We start from the raw sequence: 17,484 nt of genomic DNA, 5'->3' as shown, positions 1-17,484 counted from the left end.
GCCATAACAAGTCGCGAAAGTACAAGCGTCGTCGCCGAATGCAGCAGATGGGCTGACGTTTCTATCTCCAACGTGAAGATTCGCGCCGCCGTCGCCGGGTGGCCACCGCTCTGACCGAGGCGCAGCGCGTCCAGGTGGCGGCTCTGTTCGTAGCAAACAGTGGTTCGCTTGAACTGCGGAAGCTATGTCATGCGTATATCGTGCGGCGATTCAGTCCGACCTCAAAAATAGGCTCTGAGCTGCGAAGACAGTTGTGCCCCCCGCAGGACTCGAACCTACTGTGACACAAGGGATTAGCGAGATCTGACGCCTCCGCACCCCCTGGCCGCGCGAGTGGTGTTGTTCTACAAAGCGCTCCGCCCGCAATGCCTCATCGGCCGGCCCCATCCCACAACGGGCTGGCGGTCAGCACCTCGGCGCCTTCCTCGGTGATGTAGACGGTGTCACGGCGGAACACCGCCCCCACGCCCTGCTGCCACACGTAGCCGGTTACCGCGAGCACCATCCCGGCGTCGAGGCGGTCGTCTTCGCCAGCCGCACATAGGGTTTCGGTCACGACGGGTGGATCGAAACCCAGGCCCAGCCCGTGCGCGACGGCCATGGGCGGCAGCGCCTCGCCGACCGCCTCGTAGGCGGTGAGCAGCCCACTGGCCGGTGCGCCGGGACGGCAGGCGCCGATCAACCTTTCGTGCAAGGCATTCGAGCGGCCGAAGAGCTTGCGGGCCGGCCCGTCGGCGGCATCGCCGGCCACCCAGGTCCGGCCGACCTCGCCGACATACCCGTCCGCGAGCGCGCCGGCAGCCAATGCCACCAGGTCGCCAGCCCTCACCTCGCCGGTGGCACCCGGGCGCCGCCATGGGTGCTCCCGCGGCGTCACCCACGCGGCGTCCTGGGTGGCCGGGGTGCTCACCCCGCCGGCGGCCATGGCCTCGAGCACGGCCCCGGTGAGCGTGCGTTCGGAGCGCCCCGGCCGCAATTCCGCGACGGCAGCGGCGATTCCACGCTCGGCCACACGCAGCGCCGGGCCCATCGCCGCGATCTCGTCGGGCGTCTTGATCCGGCGCGCCGCGCGCATGGCCGGCTCGGCGTCGACGAGTTCGGCATTCGGGAACGCCTCGGGCAGCAACGCCGCGAAAGTCGGTGTAATCGCATCGGTTCCGACCCGCCGCGCCGACGCCGCGCCCTCGATGCTCTTCAACACCCCGACGAGGGTCATGGGATTCCAGGCCAGCCCGTAGAGGTGGTCGCGGCCGATCTCGTCGGGAACCCCCTCGTCGTCGGTGCTGTTGAGGTAGATGTCCCCGGTGGCGCGGACCACCACACAGACCGGGCCGAACGGCCTGGTCCCGGCTATCCAGAGTTGGGGCGCGCCGGTGACATAGCGGACATTGGCTTGTCGCCCCAACACCAAGACGTCGAGGTCGTGCGCGTCCATCTGGGCCAGGGCCCGTTCCCGGCGCCCCGTCCGCAGCGGGCGGGGGTCGGGCGCGACCTCAGTCGCCATAGGGTGCGTAGGGGTAGTCGGTGATCGGCGTGTAGCCGTCCTCGGTGATCACCACGATCTCCTCACTGCGATAGCCGCCCGTGCCGTCCTCCCACACCACCGGCTCGAGCACCAGGACCATGCCGGCCGGGAAGACGAAGTTGTCGTCGAATTCCTCGCCGAGATCGGTGCCGATCATCGGCGCTTCGGCGGGGTAGGTGCCGATACCATGGCCCAGATAGAAGTGCGGCAGCCACGGCTTGCGGCCGCCGTTGGCAGCGATCGCCGCGCGCGCCAGGTCACCCGACGTGGCACCGGCCTTGGTGACCGACAGCGTCGCGTCCAGGATGGCGCGCCACTGACGGAATTGGTCCCGCTGCCGCGGCGTAGGTTCGGCACCGACCAGCCAGGTTCGCCCGAAGTCCGAGCAGTATCCGGCGTAACTGATGCTGATGTCGGTCCACAACACATCGCCGGCGGCCAGTTCGCGCGCGGTGGGGAGCAGGGGCAGCGCGAGATCACCGTGGGTCGTCCACACACCGGCCTCCCGCGAGCTGGGCATCACCTGCCAGATGGCCTCGAGCATGTTGGTGGTGGCGCCCAGCTCGAAAGCGCGGCGCACCAGCATCGCCGAAAGGTCGATCTGTCGAACCCCCGGCGTCAACGCCTTCTGCACGTCCACCACGGCCTCCTCGGTGATGCGCGAGGCACGGCGCAGACAGGAGATCTCGTCGCGGGTCTTGACCAACTGGGCCGCGCCGACGACGATCGCCGCGTCGTACGGCGGCGTCGGTCCGAACAGTGTGGCCGCCGAGCGCCGCATGGCGCCGGTCAGCTCGTCGACGGCGACGGTCGCGTCCCGCGGGATCAAATCGGCCAGCACGCGGGCGAATTCCGCTACCCCCTGGTCGAATTCGAGATAAACCGGGCCGTGCAGATGGTCCTCGGGCACCGGCTGCTCCGCGGTGGCGCCGCCGCGAAACGGCATGAACAGGTGTGGATGTTCGTCGTCGGCCAGTACGACCGCCACCGGGCGCTCGACATGCGAAAGGCCGGCGTCGAGCAAGGGCCAAATTGCGCCAGTCGCATAGCCTACGTAGCCGTTCATCAACAGGACGAGCGCGTCGACGCCGTGGTCGGCCATCGCACCGCGAAGCCGTGCGCCGATCTCCGAACGCATGCGCGCCCAATCCGGCTCATCCGGAATGTCGATCACCGAGCCCCGGGCCGTGAGTGAGTGACTCATGCTAAACGCCCAGAAACTTTCTGACGTTGCCGCTGACGACCTGCACGGCGTCCTCGGGACCGACGGCGTCGACCACCGCGGCCAGCGACCTTTCCGAGTAGCCGAAAGTGCTTTCGTTGTGCGGATAGTCGGACGACCACATCACTTTGTCGATTCCGATGTCGTCGATCTGGTCGAGGCCCAGGCCGTCGACCATGAAAGAGGCGCACATGTGGTTGTCCCAGTAGTAGCGGATCTCGCGCTCGGGGTGGTGTTTGAGCATGTGCCGGTAGGAGGCCAAGACGTGTTCGGCGTCTTGCAGAGCCGGTGGCACCCAAGCGATTCCACCCTCGAACCAGCCGACCCGCAACCCGGGATGCCGGTCGAGGATGCCGCCGAAGATGTATTTGGAGAACATCTCCCGAAACGAGTCGATGTTCACCATCATGGCAACCGCGACGCTGTTGACCTCGCTCGGGCACTTCGGCTGGCTTTCGCCGATGTGGTGGGTGACCGGCATCCCGGCCTCCTCGATCTCGTCCCACACGGCGCTCATCGCCGCGCTCGAGTAGTCGATGACGTGGCCGTTGTCGTCGTTGCCCGGGTTCAGGGGCATCAGAAACGTCTTGAGCCCCAACGACTTCAGCTCCGCCAGCGTGCGCCGAGCGCCGCGCGGATCCCACCAGTTGATCAAACCGACCCCATAGCAGTGGCCGCCAGAGCGCTCCTGTACGCCGGCGACGTGTTCGTTGTAGATACGCAGAATCCGCTCGCGCAGGTCTTTGTCGGGATAGTGAAACAGGGCTAGCACCGCGTTGGGAAAGACCAATTCCTTGTCGATCCCGTCTTCGGCGAGCTCACGGATGCGGGCGTCGATGTTGTTGGTGGCCGCGCCGGCAAGGTCGTCGTATTGCATGAGCACGGCGCTGAAATCGCCGACCACCATCGACTGGCCCGGGCGACCGAGCAGGTATGCGCCGTCCTCGTACCAGATCCGGGGGGCATAGTCCTTCAGGTCGTCGGGGAAGTGCTCGTAGAAGATGTCGTCGGCCACCGAGATGTGGTTGTCGGCCGAGAAGACCTCCGTCCCGGCGGGCAGGCCGGTGGTCGCTTCCGCGGCGCGCCCGCGGCGGTGCTTGGGCGCGCCGATCACGCCCTCCGGATACAGGGTTCGGGTTTGACCAGGCATCAGCGTCCCTTCGTTCCGATCGCCTCTCTCACCAGGTGACGGGCAGCTCGTAAACACCGTAGGCCAGCGAGTCGTGTTTGAACGGAAGCTCGTCGAGCGGCACCGCGAGCCGCAGCGTCGGGATGCGGCGCAGCAGGGTGGGCAGAACGATCTGCAATTCCATCCGGGCCAGCTGCTGACCAACGCACTGGTGGCGGCCGTAACCGAATCCGACGTGCGGGCCGTCCTCGCGGCGCAGCTCCAACCGGTCCGGGTCGGGGAACTGGCGGTCATCCCAGTTCGCCGGCGCGACGTCGAGGATGATGCCCTCGCCGGCCCGGATGGTCTCCCCGCCGATCTCGATGTCCTCGACGGCGATGCGACGCTGACCGGTCTGGATGATGCTCAGATACCGCATCAGCTCCTCCACGCCGGTGGCGATGACCTTCGGGTCGTCGGCGTCGCGCATCAGCTCCAGCTGATCGGGGTGCTCCAGCAGGGCCGCCACACTCAGACTGAGCATGTTCGCGGTGGTCTCGTGCCCGGCGATGAGCACCCCGGTGGCCAACTGCGCGGCCTCGCGCACGCTGAGCTCTTGCGCGTTGACCCGCTCGGCGAGGTCGGACACCAAATCCTCGGAGGGGCTTTGCATCTTGGCCCGGACCAAGTTCGCCAGGTACTTCGCCAACGAGGCGGCACCCTGCGCCGTGTCCTCGGCGGTTGCGTAGCGGCCCATGCCCCGGTGGGCTTGCTGCTGAAAGAAGTCCGCGTCCTCGTAGGGCACGCCGAGCAGTTGGCTGATGACCAGCGACGGCACCGGCAGCGCCAGGGTGTTGACGATGTCGCCCGGCCGCGGCCCCGCCAGCAGGGCGTCGATGTGGTCGTCGGTGATCTTCTGCACCGCGGGGCGAAGCGCTTCGACACGCTTGAAGGTAAACGGTTTTGACAGCATCCGGCGAAATCGGGTGTGCTCTTCGGCGTCGGAGGTGAACACCGAGCGCGGCCGGGTGTGCACCGTCGCCAGCATTCCCTCGTTCCAGTGCGGATAGCCCGGCAGCCGGTCGTCGACGCTGGCGCGCGAATCGGCGAACAACGCCCGTGTCGCGTCGTAGCCGTGGATCAGCCACGGTGTGCTGCGGTCCCAGATCCGGACCCTGCTCAACTGCCTATCGGCGTTGAACTGCAATACCGTCGGAGGCGGCGCGAACGGGCAACCGGGTGCCCGCGTCATGGGAAACTCGGGGATCTCGGTGGCGGTGGGGATGTCGGTCATCGTCCTCCTCGGTTCTCATCGGCGGCGCTCACATGGACCGGCGCGCGCCACAGGCCGACGATCGCGTCGATGAGCCCCTCGCCGGCGACCGGCCAGCTGGAACGCGACGGCGGCCCGTGCTCGGCCAGCGCGCCCTCGTGCTCGGCGCACGTGTGCATGAGCGCGTTGCGCACCATCACGATTCGCTCGTGGCGCACTCGCCTGGGCAAGTCGGGGAGGCAACGGTTGATGCCGTCGATCGTTCTCACCAGCATCGGGGATGTCAGCGCGTCCCTGGTGACGACGTGGCGGTACGTGGGGTCGGCCATCGCCTGCGCGGCGAACCGCGCGTACCAGCTGGGGGTGCCCAGCGCGGCGAGGTGATCGGTGAGGGGGCGCACCAATGCGCTCACCCAATCCCGCAGGTCGGTCGAATCACCGACGTCGGCCAGCATCTGCGTGCGCAACGCCTCGATCGGCTGCCGGTGCTTCCTTTCGATCGCGCGCAGCAGATCGGTCCTCGTCCCGAAGTGATAGCACGCGGCGGCGTTGTTGCCCTGGCCGGCGGCCTCGCTGATCTGTCGGTTGGACACGGCGTACATGCCGCGCTCGGCGAACAGCACCTCGGCGGCCGACAAGAGCGCCTCACGGGTGCCCGTCGATCTGGGGGAGCGGGCGATCCGCTCGGCGGTCATCGCCCCAGTGAACCCCGGCCTACGGCTTAAATCAAGCGATTTATTTAATCGTGGCGACGGAGGGTCGGCCGTCCTATCCCGGCCGGCGCATCCGAAATCGTCCGCGGTCAAGATGAATTCATCGTGGCGATGCCCGCTCCGCGGTCGCGGGGAATACAGTGATCGCGTGAATCCGCTGCAGCGGGTGGCGCGAAACCCGACGGCATACCGCTGGCTGGTGCTCAGAGGGAGACGGATCGCCGACTTGCTCGAAGCCCTGCTTCGGTTCGTCACCGCTGGACGCCTCGGCGTCCTGGACCTCACCGGCCTGCCCAACGTGCAGCTCACCACCTCGGGACGCAAAACCGGGCTGGCCCGCACGGCCACGGTCCAATACGTGCCCGCCGAGGAGGGGTTGCTGGTGGTCGGCTCCAACTGGGGCCGGGAACGTCACCCGTCGTGGTCGGCGAATCTCAAAGCGGCAGAACGCGTCAGCGTGCGCAGGCGGGGCCATGGCTTCACCGCCACCGTGCGGTTGCTCGCCGGCGAAGAACGCGACCGGGCGTGGGCCGAGGTCCTGGCGCATTGGCCGAACTATCAGATCGCCCAGGATCGAGCCGGCGGCCGCGAATTTCGCCTGTTTCTTCTGACGCCCACCGCGTGATGCGATGGCGCATCGGTGTCCAACCGGTGCTGCCCCGCTACCGGCAGTCGATCGAATGGGCTGGCCGAGAAAACCTTTCGGGGGCGGCTAAGCTTCTCGCGCCACCGAACGTGTACTGGTTGCGAATTCTGGGGCAATTTTTCGCGGTGGCTGCACGTTCGGCGATGGATCAGATGGCGGGAAAAGCTGCTAACGAGCGGCCTGGGCGCTGATGTGGGTGAGCAAGTCCCGGGCGGCCCCCGCCGGCGGTGTGCGTCCGCCCACCCAGATGGCGCGGAGGCGGCGGCTCAGGTTCAACTCGGGGACGGCGACCGTCCGCAGCCGCCCGATGGCGAGGTCGTCGGCGACCGTCAGCCGGCTCATGACGGCCGGGCCCGCGCCCGCGATCACCGCGGCACGGACCGCGGCCGCCGAGGACAGCTCGAGGGCAGGATGCGCTTGGGGCGCTGTCTCGCCCAACGCCCGCCGGAGGGCGGCGGTCAACGCATCGCGGGTCCCCGACCCCGGTTCGCGGGACACCAGCGGTGTGCGGCTGAGTTCCGCGGCGGACAGGGGCCGCTGGCGGTGAGCCCACTTGTGGTCGGCGGCCACCACCAGCACAAGCTCGTCGTGCCCGACTACCCGGGTGTGTAATCCCTTTGGCAGATAAGGGGTCTCGATGAAGCCCAGGTCCGCGGTGCCGTCGTGCACGGCGGCGATTGCGTGGTCGCTGTTGGTCGCGGTCATGATGATTTCGGGACTGCTGGCGCCGAGTCGGCGGGCCGCAACCTGAAGCGACACCAGCCACCGGGGCATGAGTTGTTCGGCGATCGTCAGGCTGGCCGCGACCCGGACGCGCCTGCGCCTTTCGGATCGCAGTGATGCTAACCCGGCGTCCACGTGTTGGGCGACGTCGAGCAATCGATCCGCCCACTCGGCCACGACAACCCCGGCCGCTGTCAGCTGCGAGCCGCGCGGCGTCCTGACGACCAACACGACGCCGGTCTGAGCCTCGATCGATGCCAGCCGCGCCGACGCCGCCTGCTGCGTCAGCCCGAATTCCCTGCCCGCGGCGCCAATACTGCCGGTGCGGGCGATCGCCAGGAATATCTCCAGCGCGGAAAGGTCTGGCATATGGGCGCTAAGCGGCATCACGATCCTCCGACGGACAGCCTACAAGTCATACTTGTGAGCGTCACCAGGCCACAACGCAGGCTTGTGAGCCCACAAGGTGGGCACCCCTGGCGCCGGCCGTCGAAACGAGGAACGATTTCTCGTAACGCCAGCCGAGCGAGAGACGGTAAGAATGATCGCCATGACGCCTACCACGGCACTGTGGGGCAAGCGCGGTGAGATGGTCGTGCATAGCAACGATCCGTACAACGCCGAACCGCCGCCGGCGGTACTGGCCGGCAGCGACATCACCCCGGTCGACGCGTTTTATGCCCGCAATCACGGCCCTTTCCCCGACATCGCGCCCTCACAGTGGCAATTGACGGTCGATGGGCGTGTGGAGCGGCCGCTCGTCCTGACCTACGACCAGCTGACCACCGAATACACCCAGCACCGTGTGGTGGCGACGCTGGTGTGCGCGGGCAATCGGCGCGCCGAGCTGCTGCGGGTGCGGCCCATACCCGGCAAAGAGCCGTGGGCGCACGGGGCAATCTCGACCGCCGAGTGGCGCGGTGTCCGGCTGGCCGACGTCCTGGCCGCCGCGGGGGCGGACCGAGATGACGGGCTGCACGTCGCGTTCGAGGCTCCCGACATAGCCGAGGAAGCCAAGCCCGCACAGCCCTACGGCGGGTCGATCCCGCTCAAGAAGGCGATGTCGCCGGAAGTTCTGCTCGCCTGGCAGATGAATTCCGAACCGCTGCCCCGGGCCCACGGCGGCCCGGTACGGCTGGTGGTTCCCGGGTACATCGGTGCCCGCAGCGTCAAGTGGGTCACCGACATCACGGTCCAACCGGGCCCGTCGCAGAACTACTTTCAATCGCACGATTACCGGATCCTGCCGCCGGACGCCGACGCCGATTCCGTCGCGGCGGGGGAGGGAATCTCGTTGTCGTCTCTGGCGCTTAGCTGCGACATCCTCGATCCCACCGATGACGAGCGGGTGGCGCCGGGTCAGCTGACCATTCGCGGCTATGGCATCGCCGGCGACGGCCGCAGCGTCGAGCGAGTCGACGTGTCCCTCGACGACGGACTCAGCTGGCGGCAGGCCGAGCTACACGCCGCGCCCGGTAAATGGTCCTGGCGGCCATGGTCACTGCTCGTCGACGTCGCGCCGGGACCGCTGCGCATCACCGCCCGCGCCTGGGACGACACGGGTGCCTTGCAGCCGGAATCCGCTGCGTCCCTGTGGAATCCGCGCGGATACGGCAACAACGCGTGGGCCCGCGTCGCGCTGAACGTGATGTCGGGTGGATCCGGCTAACTTCCGTTGGCCTTCTTCAGGCGCGCTATCTCGCCGCCCCACACCGACTGGGCGCCGGCATCACCGATGCGGTAAACCTGGATCGTGGCCGAGACCCCGACGGCCAGAACGACTAAGCCCGCGATGACCCGGGTCACCGTCCGGCGGTTGGCGGATCGTCGTTCGAGCAAGCGCAGCAGCACCAGTCCGATCGCGACCGCCAGCAGAGCGGCCGAGAAGTAGATCATCGACTCGCCACGGTCGGCGTGTTCGCGCAGGATCGGGCTGGGCTTGGCCCTCAGTCCATACAGCCATTCCCCGGCGTTGATGGTGATGGGCGTCAGCACCATCGTGGCAACGGCCAGCGCCAGCGTGACCCACAACAATTGGCCCCGCCGGGCGGCCGGCCACAAGCCGCACACGAGCTCGAGCAGGGCGGTCAGGGGCGCCAGCACCACGACGAAATGCAGCCACAGCGCATGAGCGGGCAGGTTGCCGATGATGGTCATCGAACTGCGCCGCCCCTTGCTGTGGCGGCGCCGAAGTCAACCCGGGCGGTCAGCCGCCGAGCCCCTTCTTGACGGCCGCGTCCTGTTTCTGCGCCACGTCGGTCACGAACTCCTCCGGCGGGAGCGAGTCAACGGGGCCGTCGAATTCCAGCGTGACGAACGCCTTGCCCTCGGTGAACAGCAATACCAATACGCCCTTGGAGTTGTCCGGCGAGTTCCCGGTCAGCGTGGTGCCGCCAGCGCCAACGTTGAACGGCGCCGTCTTCGGGTTCGTCACGGCGTTACCCTGCCCACCCTTCGCCGCGTTGAGCGCGTCGGTGGCGGCGCCGGGATCCGCCAACACCAGGATGGTGTCTTTGATGACGTGGCTGCCGTCGTCGGTGCTGAAGGTTGTCGCGACGCCCGGCTGGCCGTTCGGGTTGGCGGTCGGCGGGCTGCCGTTGAATTTGATCGGGGCGTTGATGTCTGAAGCCTGGATGAGCAGCCCGGTGTAGTCGGTCGGCTGCGCCGGCGCCGACGAAGCCGGCGCCGAACCGCTGGTCTTCGGCGCCGACGTCGCGGATCCCGAAGTCGACGGCTGTGGTGCCGGCTTGCTGCCGCAACCGGCCACCGAAACCGTCAGCGCCGTCGCCGCCGCGACGCCCGCGACCACCGTCCGAGAAATCCTCATCGCATCGCGCTCCTTCTGGACCTTTTCTGGCGAGACAGTCGACTCGTTCCCGAATCGCACAGTACATCGCTCCGCCCCGAAGGTCCCGGCCGCGATGAAACCGTCACTCCAATTGGTCGCGCAGGGAGCTCAGGGTGTGGGCCAGGATGCGTGAGACCTGCATCTGCGACACGCCGATTCGCTCGGCGATCTGGCTTTGGGTCATCGCCTCGAAGAATCGCATGTGCAGCACCTGACGTTCACGTTCCGGGAGCGCCGACACCAGGGCTCGCACCGCTTCCCGGTTGGTGATGTGCTCGATTTGCGGATCGACACCACCGACCGCGTCAGCCACTACCCGGGGTTTGCCCGAGCTGTCGGGACTCATGGGCGCGTCCAGGGAATCCAGCCGGTAGGCATCGCCCGCGACGAGGCATTCGACGATTTCCTCGCGGGGCACTTCCAGCAGCTGGGCAAGCTCGCCGGCGGTGGGTGCGCGCCCCAGCCGCTGTGCCAGATCGCCTGTGGCCCTGCTGATCTGGACGTGCAGTTCGCGCAACCGGCGCGGCACCCGCATGCCCCAGCTGTAGTCGCGAAAGTAACGCCGAACCTCGCCCATCATGGTCGGAACCGCGAACCCGATGAAGCTGGGTCCTTTGGACGGGTCGAACCGGTTGACGGCATTCATCAACCCCAGTCGGGCGACCTGGGTCAGGTCCTCGAGGTTTTCGCCGCGGCGCGCGAAGTGGCTGGCCACATGATCGGCGAGGGGCAGGCATCGGGCCACGATGCGCTCGCGCTGCCGCTGGTACTCATGGGATTCGGCGGGCAGCTGGCGCAGCACCATGAACATGTCGACAACGTCGTCGTAGGAATCATCGGTGCTGGTTGTTCGGGTAGCGCGGGTCGGGACCGCTACATCGGTCATCGGCTGACGCGCGTCTTCTGGATGCGACGCAGCGGTAAAACATAAGCGCACGAATGGGTTTGCATGGCGGGGCCCACTTCCTCTGGATCGTGCAGCGGGCGACTTCGCAGTTGCCTCTACCGTCACTGTCGCTGCACCCGTGTCCGCGGGATCAGTCGGTTGTCAGCGCACGCAATGATGAGGGGCGGGTGACTTGCTGATATCGCCGGAGCCACTTCCAAGCCCAACAGCCGTGCGGCTGAATAACCGCTTTGAGCTAAACGGCGACATGTCCAGAGCGGACTTCCCGGCCAACTATACGCCTGCCAGCATGAAGCCGCGATTGATCGGCGCATGGCAATCGGGAAGTCGACCGACGATCGTTTCGAAAGTTCGCTGGGGCCACCGCCTTAAAATCGTCGACGCTGCCCAGCCCGGGACCGACGAGCGCGCAGCGATAGCCACGCTGCGCCGGGCCGGTTCTCATTTTCGGGTCGGCCCGTTACTGTTCGGCTGATGGTCGCGACGGTGCATCGAGAACAGCGTGGGCACAACGCGTTCCGGAGCCGCGGCAATGACTAGCCACGAGCTACTGGCGGGGCGCGGCGTGGTGGTGACCGGCGGCAGCCGCGGCATCGGACGTGCGGTCGCCGAACTGCTGTGCAATCTGGGCGCCGGCGTCGTGGTCAACGGCCGCGACGCCGAGGCCGTGGACGAGACCGTCGCGGCAATCACGAAGTCGGGCGGACGAGCCGCACCCGTGGTCGGGGCCGCAGACCAGGAGCGAACAGCCGCCGCGCTCGTCGACGAATGCATGAACACGTTCGGGCGGCTCGACGCCCTGATCAACTGCGCCGGCATCGCCGAACCGGCCGGTTCTTCGATCCTGAACATCTCGCCGGACGAATTCGACCACCTGATCAGCGCCCACCTCGGCACGGCGTTCCACACCTGCCGGATGGCGGCCCGCGTGATGGCCTCACAGGGGCACGGCTCGATCGTCAACACCAGCTCGGTGGCATTTCTCGGCGACTACGGCGGCACCGGCTACCCTGCCGGCAAGGGCGCCGTCAACGGTCTGACGACGGCCATCGCAGCAGAACTGAAGCCCCATGGTGTGCGGGCCAACGTGGTGTGCCCCGGCGCGCGGACCCGGTTGTCTTCCGGTGTGCAGTACGAACAACACATCGAGGACCTGTACCGCCGGGGCTTGCTGGACGAGATGACCATGCGGGCCTCGTTGGATAGCGCTCCCGCGACGTTTGTGGCCCCGCTCTACGCCTACCTGGCCAGCGACATGGCGCGCGGCGTGACCGGTCAAATCTTCGTCGCTGCGGGCGGATTCGTCGGAAGCTTCGACCGGCCGGCGCCACGCGTGCTGGGCTATCGCGACCACCACGACGCCGAACCATGGTCGATCGACGACCTGCACGGGATGATCGGTGGCACGCCGGCCTGATCCGGATTGAACCGATCGCCGCGCGCCTCCGTATCCCCAGAGTGGGGAGCCCCAGCGAGGCATCCGAGCGCCCACCGGCCGAAGCCCTCGAGGTTCGAGGGCCAACGCGCCGGCCGCTTCGGGTACTTGTCATCGGCGCCGGCGTGAGCGGCATTTCCGTCGCCAGGGGGCTGCTGCGCGACGGCCACGATGTCACCATCTTTGATCGGCGCAAAGACACGCGCGCCGGTGGCGGGGCCGTGACTACCTGGTCCAACGGCGAGACCGTGCTGCGGCAGCTGGGCGTCGACATGGACGGGTCCGGCCAATTGCTCTCCAGCGTGCGGGTGATGACCTCTGGTGGGCGGCGGCTGGCCACCTTGGATGTGACCGCGATGGTGAACCGGCTGGGTGCACCGGTTCGGATGGTCCCGCGCCGTGTGCTGCTGGAACGGCTGCTGGACGGCTTCCCGGCCGACCGCATCCGGTGCAACCGCCGCGTGGTGAGCGTCGACACCACGCCCGCAGGCGTGCGGGTCGAGTTCGAAGAGGGCGACACCGTCGAGGGCGATCTGCTGATCGGTGCCGACGGCTTGCATTCGATCGTTCGGGATGTCGTCGGGGCACCCGCCGCTGAGCCGACGGGTTGGTGCAGCTGGCAGGGCCTGGTCACGCTTCCCGAACTCGCCGACAAGGGTGCAGCGATGATCGTCATCGGCGAGCGGGGAAACAGCGGCGTGTGGCCCGCGGGCGGTTGCGACGTGCAGTGGTGGTTCGACATGCCGTGGTCCCACGACTTCGTCAGCCCGCGCCGTCCGATCGAATTGATCCGGTCCACCTTCAGCGGCTGGTCGGACTCCGTCGACCTGGTACTCAACCGTCTGACCGACGAACATCTGGTCGGTTCGCCGTACCCACATTTTCGGCATCCGATGTCCCGTGCGTCGCACCCTGGCCCGGTGACACTGCTCGGCGACGCCGCCCACACAATGCCGCCGACCCTTGCGCAGGGAACCAACCAGGCGCTGCTGGACACGATGGTGTTGTGCAAGGCGCTTTCGGCCCTATCCGGCGGGCCGGGCGGCGACGGCGAGCTTTCACGGGCGCTGCGCAGGTACGAGAAGACGAGGCGCCGTCGGGTCGGGCCGGTGTCGCGGGTGGCGTCGCTGCAAGTTGCGCACAGTGAGTCGGTGCTGCGCCCCGCGGCGTTGCTCTCCGACGGGCTGCACACCTCGATGCTGACCGCGTTCCTGCGCTGGACCAGCCACCGCCGGATGTCGGCGAAGATCGACCGTGGCCTCCGGACCCTGGCTCCCGCGGAGAGACGCCCGTGACCGCTCCTCAAACCGCGGAACTGAGCGCGGCCCCCACGACGCCCGATCCCGTGCGGGTGCGCGGTGATCTCGAGGCACCCTCGCGCTGGCTATGCCTCGTCAAGTGGTGCCTACTGGCCGTCCCGCACTACCCGATCCTGATACTCCTTTATCTGGTGTATCCGCTGCTGACGATCGTTGCCGGTGTCGCGATCCTGGGTACCGGGCGCTACCCCCGGCCCATCTTCGACTTCAACGTGGGCGTGCTGCGCTGGTCGTGGCGGGTGATGAACTACCGCTTCCCGATGAACAGCACCGATAAATACCCGCCGTTCACGCTGGCCTCACGCCCCGACTATCCCGGCGATCTGCAGGTTGATTATCCCGAGCGGCTCGCGAGATGGTCCGTACTGGTGAAATGGTGGCTGCTCGGGCTTCCACAAATACTCCTGTGCTGGTCGATGGAACCCCTGCTGCAAGTGCTTTGCGTGACCTCGGCGGTGTGGTTGCTGTGCACCGGCAAGGTCCATCCCGGCATGTTCGACCTCCTCATGGGTCTCGTCCGCTGGCGCTACCGGGTGGCGGTCTATGTATCGTTGATGCGTGACGAATATCCACCGTTCCGACTGGATCTAGGTAGCAGATAACGCGCGCAAACCCGTTGTTCCCCTACGTCTATCGGCTCGGTCAGCCGATCTTCGACCGGCTTTTCTACAACCGCTATCGGCGGGCCGCGATCGCGCAAGCGACCGGGCGGCTCTTGATGGTCGGGCTGGGACCCGGGACCGACCTGAAGTTTGTGCCGCCCGCGGTGACGTCGGTCGCCGCCGTCGAACCGGCGGCCGCATTTCGGCGGATGGCGGCTCGCCTGGCCGACCGGCACGGCACCGCGGTCGATATCGTCGACGGGACGGGGGAGTCGATTCCGTTCCCGGACAACAGTTTTGATTCTGTCCACACCGGCCTGGTGCTGTGCTCGGTCGACGACGTAGCCGCCACGCTGGGCGAGATCCGGCGCGTGCTGGTCCCGGGGGGCAGGTTGGTCGTCCTCGAACATGTCCGCGGGGAAGGGACGATGGGCCGGCTGCAGGACCTGGTCGCCAAGCCATGGTCCTGGTTGGCCTCCGGTTGCAACCCGAACCGCCGAACCGTCGACGCCATCGCCGCTGCCGGTTTCGATACCAGCGGGCTGCGCAGCGTGCGAACTCCAGTGCCGTTCCCGTGCAAACCGCACCTGCAGGGCTTCGCCACCGCCATCGAAGGCGGCCCATCGTGTGATGTAGATCACACTGAACCATTCGGGTGTGGATCTCGTTTAGTGGAACACGGGGCACGTCGTCGGTGAGGATGCCGCCGGCGTGATCGTCGCGGGCCGCCGAGAAATGGACTGTGGTGATGAACTATTCGATGTTGGCGCCGGAAATCAATTCGGCGCGGATGTTCTCCGGTGCGGGTTCGGCCCCGATGCTGACCGCGGCCACGGCGTGGGACCAGCTGGCCTCCGAATTGGGGTCTGCCGCGTCGTCGTTTTCGTCGGTCACGTCGGGCCTGACGGGTCAAGCGTGGCAGGGCCCTGCGGCGGCGGCGATGTCGGCCGCGGCGGCCCCGTACGCGCGGTGGCTTGGTGCGGCGGCGACCCAGGCGTCGGGGGCGGCCGGACAGGCGCGCGCCGTGGCCGGAGCGTTTGAGTCTGCGCAGGCCGCGACGGTGCACCCATTGCTGGTGGCCGCCAACCGCAACGGGCTGGTGCAGTTGGTGATGTCGAACCTGTTCGGGCAAAACTGGCCCTCGATCGCGGCCGTCGAGGCCGAGTATGAGCAAATGTGGGCCCAGGACGTGGCGGCGATGGCCGGCTATCACTCCGGGGCCTCGGCCGCCGTCGCGCAGCTGCCGCCATGGCAGCAGTCGCTCAACGGCCTGGCCACGCGGCTCGCCACGGCGCTGGGCCTGCCGCCGGTCACCAACCCGGTGCCCGGCGACCCCGACTTCATGAGCCAAACCACCAATTTCGGGGGCTTGTTCTCGACCACCTCGCTCGCCGATCCCGACGACAACAACTTCGTCGCGACCAACATCGTGAGCCCGCTCTTCAACGCGGCGGTGACCTCTGGGGCCGAACCGACGCTGGGCCTGGGGGTGCCCGGGCAGACGATCCTGACGTTCCAAAGCCCGGTTGCGCCGTTCCTGAACAGCTCGATCGCCCTCCCGGTGACCGATCCGTTGGCCCCGCTGTTCACCGCGCTGCTTCCGCTCGGCTTCTGATTTCGCCCGCCGGCGGGGCTACTCGACGCTGACGGCTTCGATGATGTTCAGCCGCGCCGCGCGCCGCGCGGGGGGCACCGAGCCGAGCAGGCTGATCGCTAGCGCGCCCACGGTGAAGACCAGCGCCATGGAGCTGGGCCGGAAGGCGACCTGGAAATTCATCATGTCCCCGCTCACCAGGCTGAACAACCATTGATCCGTCAGCCCGAACGCCAAGCCCAGCGCACCTCCGACGACCCCGATGCCCGCCGCCTCGGCCAGCACCATCCGCAACGTGAACCGGCGGCTGGATCCCATCGCCCGAAGCACGCCGATCTCGCGGCGCCGCTCCAACACGGACAGCGTAAGCGTGTTGAGCAGCGCGACCGCGGCGACGAACACGACGATGATCCACACGGCGTTCGCGATGAACATGCTTTGGTGCATCGGCGCCTCCAGGCCCGCGAGCTTTGCGCCACCGTCATACACGTAGGTCGGCGGCGGCGCGGCCCGGCGCACATCGGCCAGCAGCCGGTTGGGGTCCACACCCGGCGCGGCGGCGATCTCGAGCGTGGTCGCCACCGGGCGGTCGAACCACGAGCGCAGTTGATCGAGGCTCATCCCGACCGTGCCGATGACCGTCGAGAAGTACGGCACCAACGCCAGGACGGTGGTCTGGCGCACGCCATGGGGCGTTTGCATCCGCAATTGCTCGCCGACCCGGACGCGCAAGGTCTTTCCCAGATTCTGCGACAACACCACGCCGCGGCCGGCGAGCACCTGGTCGCGAACGCGGTCGTCGAGCGCGCGGTACAGCGGATCGGCGCTTCCCGAGGAGAACCCGTCGAGCATGACGCGGGTGCCGCCGACCTCGGCGAACCCGGCCGCGCCAGCGGTGACGCGCTGCACTCCCGGCAACGCGGCCAGCTTCTCGGAAAGGCCTTGCGGCAGAGCGTCACTGGGGTAGCTGTCCGGGGGATTCGCGCTCACCCACACGGGGACGTCGGCGACCGGTGAGAAGATGCCCCGCGCCGAGGAGATCATGTCGGCGTTGGTGCCGGTGATCGTGACGGTGGTGACCACCGCGATGAGCACCGTCATCACCGTCGCCCACACCCTGCGCGGCGCGCGCTCGATGGTCGCCGCGGCCAGCGCCCCTACGGAGCCGAAGATCCGGGCCGTCGCGGCCGTGGCCTTGACGATGGGCACGGTGAGGGCGAAGCCAAGCGCTATCTCGGCCGAGAACACCGCCGACATCGCGACGAAGGCCACGACGCCTCGTTGGTGCAGCACCAGCACGACGGCAGCCGTGAAAACGACGACGGCCGCGACCCCGCACGCGGCCCGCAACCAGCGCGGCACGCGGTCCGCGGCCGAAACCCCAACCGGCGCCAGCGCCTCGATCGGTGCGACCTTGTACACCTGACGCGCCGCCATCGCCGAGGCCGCCCCGCTGGGGGGCCCGGGCCCCCCACGACGGCGGCCGGTATGAGGGGAGGAGGGGCGCGCATTCGAAGAGGGGGGACCCCCCGTGGCGGGGGCGGGGGGGAGCGGGACAAGGGGGAACGG

At 67.8% G+C, this 17,484-nt stretch carries 16 protein-coding genes and 2 pseudogenes; 8 read left to right on the top strand and 10 right to left on the bottom strand.

The window, feature by feature from the left end:
• Window positions 1-370 precede the first annotated feature (370 nt).
• Genes A5764_RS16680 through A5764_RS16660 form a run of 5 tightly spaced genes read right to left on the bottom strand, consistent with a single transcriptional unit; the run spans window position 371 to window position 5,823 of the window.
• The gene (locus tag A5764_RS16680; RefSeq protein ID WP_067114618.1) at window positions 371-1,504 is read right to left on the bottom strand and encodes a Xaa-Pro peptidase family protein; all 1,134 of its coding nucleotides are present in this window, start codon (window positions 1,502-1,504) and stop codon (window positions 371-373) included.
• Complete coding sequence (locus A5764_RS16675; protein ID WP_067114617.1) at window positions 1,494-2,729, bottom strand: Xaa-Pro peptidase family protein; 1,236 nt, start codon at window positions 2,727-2,729, stop codon at window positions 1,494-1,496. The genes A5764_RS16680 and A5764_RS16675 overlap by 11 nt, the downstream gene beginning before the upstream one ends.
• Before the next feature lies 1 nt (window position 2,730).
• Window positions 2,731-3,897: an amidohydrolase family protein gene (locus tag A5764_RS16670; RefSeq protein WP_067114616.1), complete on the bottom strand. Its 1,167-nt coding sequence runs from the start codon at window positions 3,895-3,897 to the stop codon at window positions 2,731-2,733.
• 28 nt (window positions 3,898-3,925) lie between these two features.
• Complete coding sequence (locus A5764_RS16665; RefSeq protein ID WP_067114615.1) at window positions 3,926-5,149, bottom strand: cytochrome P450; 1,224 nt, start codon at window positions 5,147-5,149, stop codon at window positions 3,926-3,928.
• Window positions 5,146-5,823, bottom strand: a complete 678-nt coding sequence (locus A5764_RS16660) for a TetR/AcrR family transcriptional regulator (protein WP_067114614.1) — start codon at window positions 5,821-5,823, stop codon at window positions 5,146-5,148. Before A5764_RS16660 ends, A5764_RS16665 begins: the two co-directional genes overlap by 4 nt.
• A 166-nt stretch (window positions 5,824-5,989) precedes the next feature.
• On the opposite strand from A5764_RS16660, the gene A5764_RS16655 reads away from it, so the two are divergent.
• Entirely contained in the window at window positions 5,990-6,466 is a 477-nt protein-coding gene (locus tag A5764_RS16655; protein ID WP_067114613.1) for a nitroreductase family deazaflavin-dependent oxidoreductase, read from the top strand.
• A 189-nt stretch (window positions 6,467-6,655) separates the two neighbouring features.
• Here A5764_RS16655 and A5764_RS16650 read toward each other — a convergent pair whose 3' ends face one another.
• On the bottom strand, window positions 6,656-7,597 hold the full coding sequence (locus tag A5764_RS16650) for a LysR family transcriptional regulator (RefSeq protein WP_067114612.1): 942 nt from the start codon (window positions 7,595-7,597) through the stop codon (window positions 6,656-6,658).
• 163 nt (window positions 7,598-7,760) lie between these two features.
• Here A5764_RS16650 and A5764_RS16645 point away from each other — a divergent pair, with 163 nt between their 5' ends.
• Window positions 7,761-8,879: a sulfite oxidase gene (locus A5764_RS16645; RefSeq protein WP_067114666.1), complete on the top strand. Its 1,119-nt coding sequence runs from the start codon at window positions 7,761-7,763 to the stop codon at window positions 8,877-8,879.
• On the opposite strand, the gene A5764_RS16640 is transcribed toward A5764_RS16645, so the two are convergent.
• From A5764_RS16640 to A5764_RS16630, 3 genes are all read right to left on the bottom strand, one after another.
• Window positions 8,876-9,367: a DUF2231 domain-containing protein gene (locus A5764_RS16640; RefSeq protein WP_067114611.1), complete on the bottom strand. Its 492-nt coding sequence runs from the start codon at window positions 9,365-9,367 to the stop codon at window positions 8,876-8,878. The genes A5764_RS16645 and A5764_RS16640 overlap by 4 nt on opposite strands.
• Window positions 9,368-9,416: 49 nt before the next feature.
• Window positions 9,417-10,037 carry a hypothetical protein gene (locus A5764_RS16635; protein ID WP_067114665.1) on the bottom strand — a complete coding sequence of 207 codons (621 nt, stop codon included), beginning with the start codon at window positions 10,035-10,037 and terminating at the stop codon, window positions 9,417-9,419.
• Between the two features lie 103 nt (window positions 10,038-10,140).
• Entirely contained in the window at window positions 10,141-10,944 is an 804-nt protein-coding gene (locus tag A5764_RS16630; protein WP_067114610.1) for a SigB/SigF/SigG family RNA polymerase sigma factor, read from the bottom strand.
• 232 nt (window positions 10,945-11,176) lie between these two features.
• Here A5764_RS16630 and A5764_RS28405 point away from each other — a divergent pair, with 232 nt between their 5' ends.
• From A5764_RS28405 to A5764_RS29435, 6 genes and pseudogenes are all read left to right on the top strand, one after another.
• On the top strand, window positions 11,177-11,440 hold the full coding sequence (locus A5764_RS28405) for a hypothetical protein (RefSeq protein ID WP_156664723.1): 264 nt from the start codon (window positions 11,177-11,179) through the stop codon (window positions 11,438-11,440).
• A 57-nt stretch (window positions 11,441-11,497) separates the two neighbouring features.
• Window positions 11,498-12,382, top strand: a complete 885-nt coding sequence (locus A5764_RS16625) for an SDR family NAD(P)-dependent oxidoreductase (protein WP_067114609.1) — start codon at window positions 11,498-11,500, stop codon at window positions 12,380-12,382.
• A gap of 131 nt (window positions 12,383-12,513) precedes the next feature.
• Window positions 12,514-13,695, top strand: coding sequence for an NAD(P)/FAD-dependent oxidoreductase (locus A5764_RS16620; protein WP_067114664.1), 1,182 nt, complete (start codon window positions 12,514-12,516; stop codon window positions 13,693-13,695).
• 56 nt (window positions 13,696-13,751) lie between these two features.
• Window positions 13,752-14,321 (top strand): DUF4389 domain-containing protein, encoded by a 570-nt coding sequence (locus A5764_RS16615; RefSeq protein WP_067114663.1) that lies wholly within the window; start codon window positions 13,752-13,754, stop codon window positions 14,319-14,321.
• Window positions 14,318-15,019, top strand: a complete 702-nt coding sequence (locus A5764_RS16610; RefSeq protein ID WP_082951752.1) for a class I SAM-dependent methyltransferase — start codon at window positions 14,318-14,320, stop codon at window positions 15,017-15,019. The genes A5764_RS16615 and A5764_RS16610 overlap by 4 nt, the downstream gene beginning before the upstream one ends.
• A gap of 50 nt (window positions 15,020-15,069) precedes the next feature.
• A pseudogene (locus tag A5764_RS29435) lies at window positions 15,070-15,589 on the top strand (PPE family protein); the annotation flags it as partial.
• A gap of 365 nt (window positions 15,590-15,954) precedes the next feature.
• On the opposite strand, the pseudogene A5764_RS16600 reads toward A5764_RS29435, so the two are convergent.
• A pseudogene (locus A5764_RS16600) lies at window positions 15,955-17,370 on the bottom strand (ABC transporter permease); the annotation flags it as partial.
• Window positions 17,371-17,484 lie beyond the last annotated feature (114 nt).

Origin of the sequence: Mycobacterium sp. 852002-51057_SCH5723018, from assembly GCF_001667035.1 — a bacterium.
GTDB lineage: Bacteria > Actinomycetota > Actinomycetes > Mycobacteriales > Mycobacteriaceae > Mycobacterium.
Note: the sequence above shows the minus strand (reverse complement) of the source record. Positions and strands in the feature narration are given on the sequence as shown.

Excerpts from the sequence above, each read along its gene's own strand:
- A5764_RS16640 (WP_067114611.1), bottom strand. The coding sequence starts at position 9,367 with ATGACCATCATCGGCAACCTGCCCGCTCATGCGCTGTGGCTGCATTTC.
- A5764_RS16635 (WP_067114665.1), bottom strand. The coding sequence starts at position 10,037 with ATGAGGATTTCTCGGACGGTGGTCGCGGGCGTCGCGGCGGCGACGGCG.
- A5764_RS16675 (WP_067114617.1), bottom strand. The coding sequence starts at position 2,729 with ATGAGTCACTCACTCACGGCCCGGGGCTCGGTGATCGACATTCCGGAT.
- A5764_RS16680 (WP_067114618.1), bottom strand. The coding sequence starts at position 1,504 with ATGGCGACTGAGGTCGCGCCCGACCCCCGCCCGCTGCGGACGGGGCGC.
- A5764_RS16665 (WP_067114615.1), bottom strand. The coding sequence starts at position 5,149 with ATGACCGACATCCCCACCGCCACCGAGATCCCCGAGTTTCCCATGACG.
- A5764_RS16645 (WP_067114666.1), top strand. The coding sequence starts at position 7,761 with ATGACGCCTACCACGGCACTGTGGGGCAAGCGCGGTGAGATGGTCGTG.
- A5764_RS16670 (WP_067114616.1), bottom strand. The coding sequence starts at position 3,897 with ATGCCTGGTCAAACCCGAACCCTGTATCCGGAGGGCGTGATCGGCGCG.
- A5764_RS16660 (WP_067114614.1), bottom strand. The coding sequence starts at position 5,823 with ATGACCGCCGAGCGGATCGCCCGCTCCCCCAGATCGACGGGCACCCGT.
- A5764_RS16625 (WP_067114609.1), top strand. The coding sequence starts at position 11,498 with ATGACTAGCCACGAGCTACTGGCGGGGCGCGGCGTGGTGGTGACCGGC.
- A5764_RS16630 (WP_067114610.1), bottom strand. The coding sequence starts at position 10,944 with ATGACCGATGTAGCGGTCCCGACCCGCGCTACCCGAACAACCAGCACC.
- A5764_RS16650 (WP_067114612.1), bottom strand. The coding sequence starts at position 7,597 with ATGCCGCTTAGCGCCCATATGCCAGACCTTTCCGCGCTGGAGATATTC.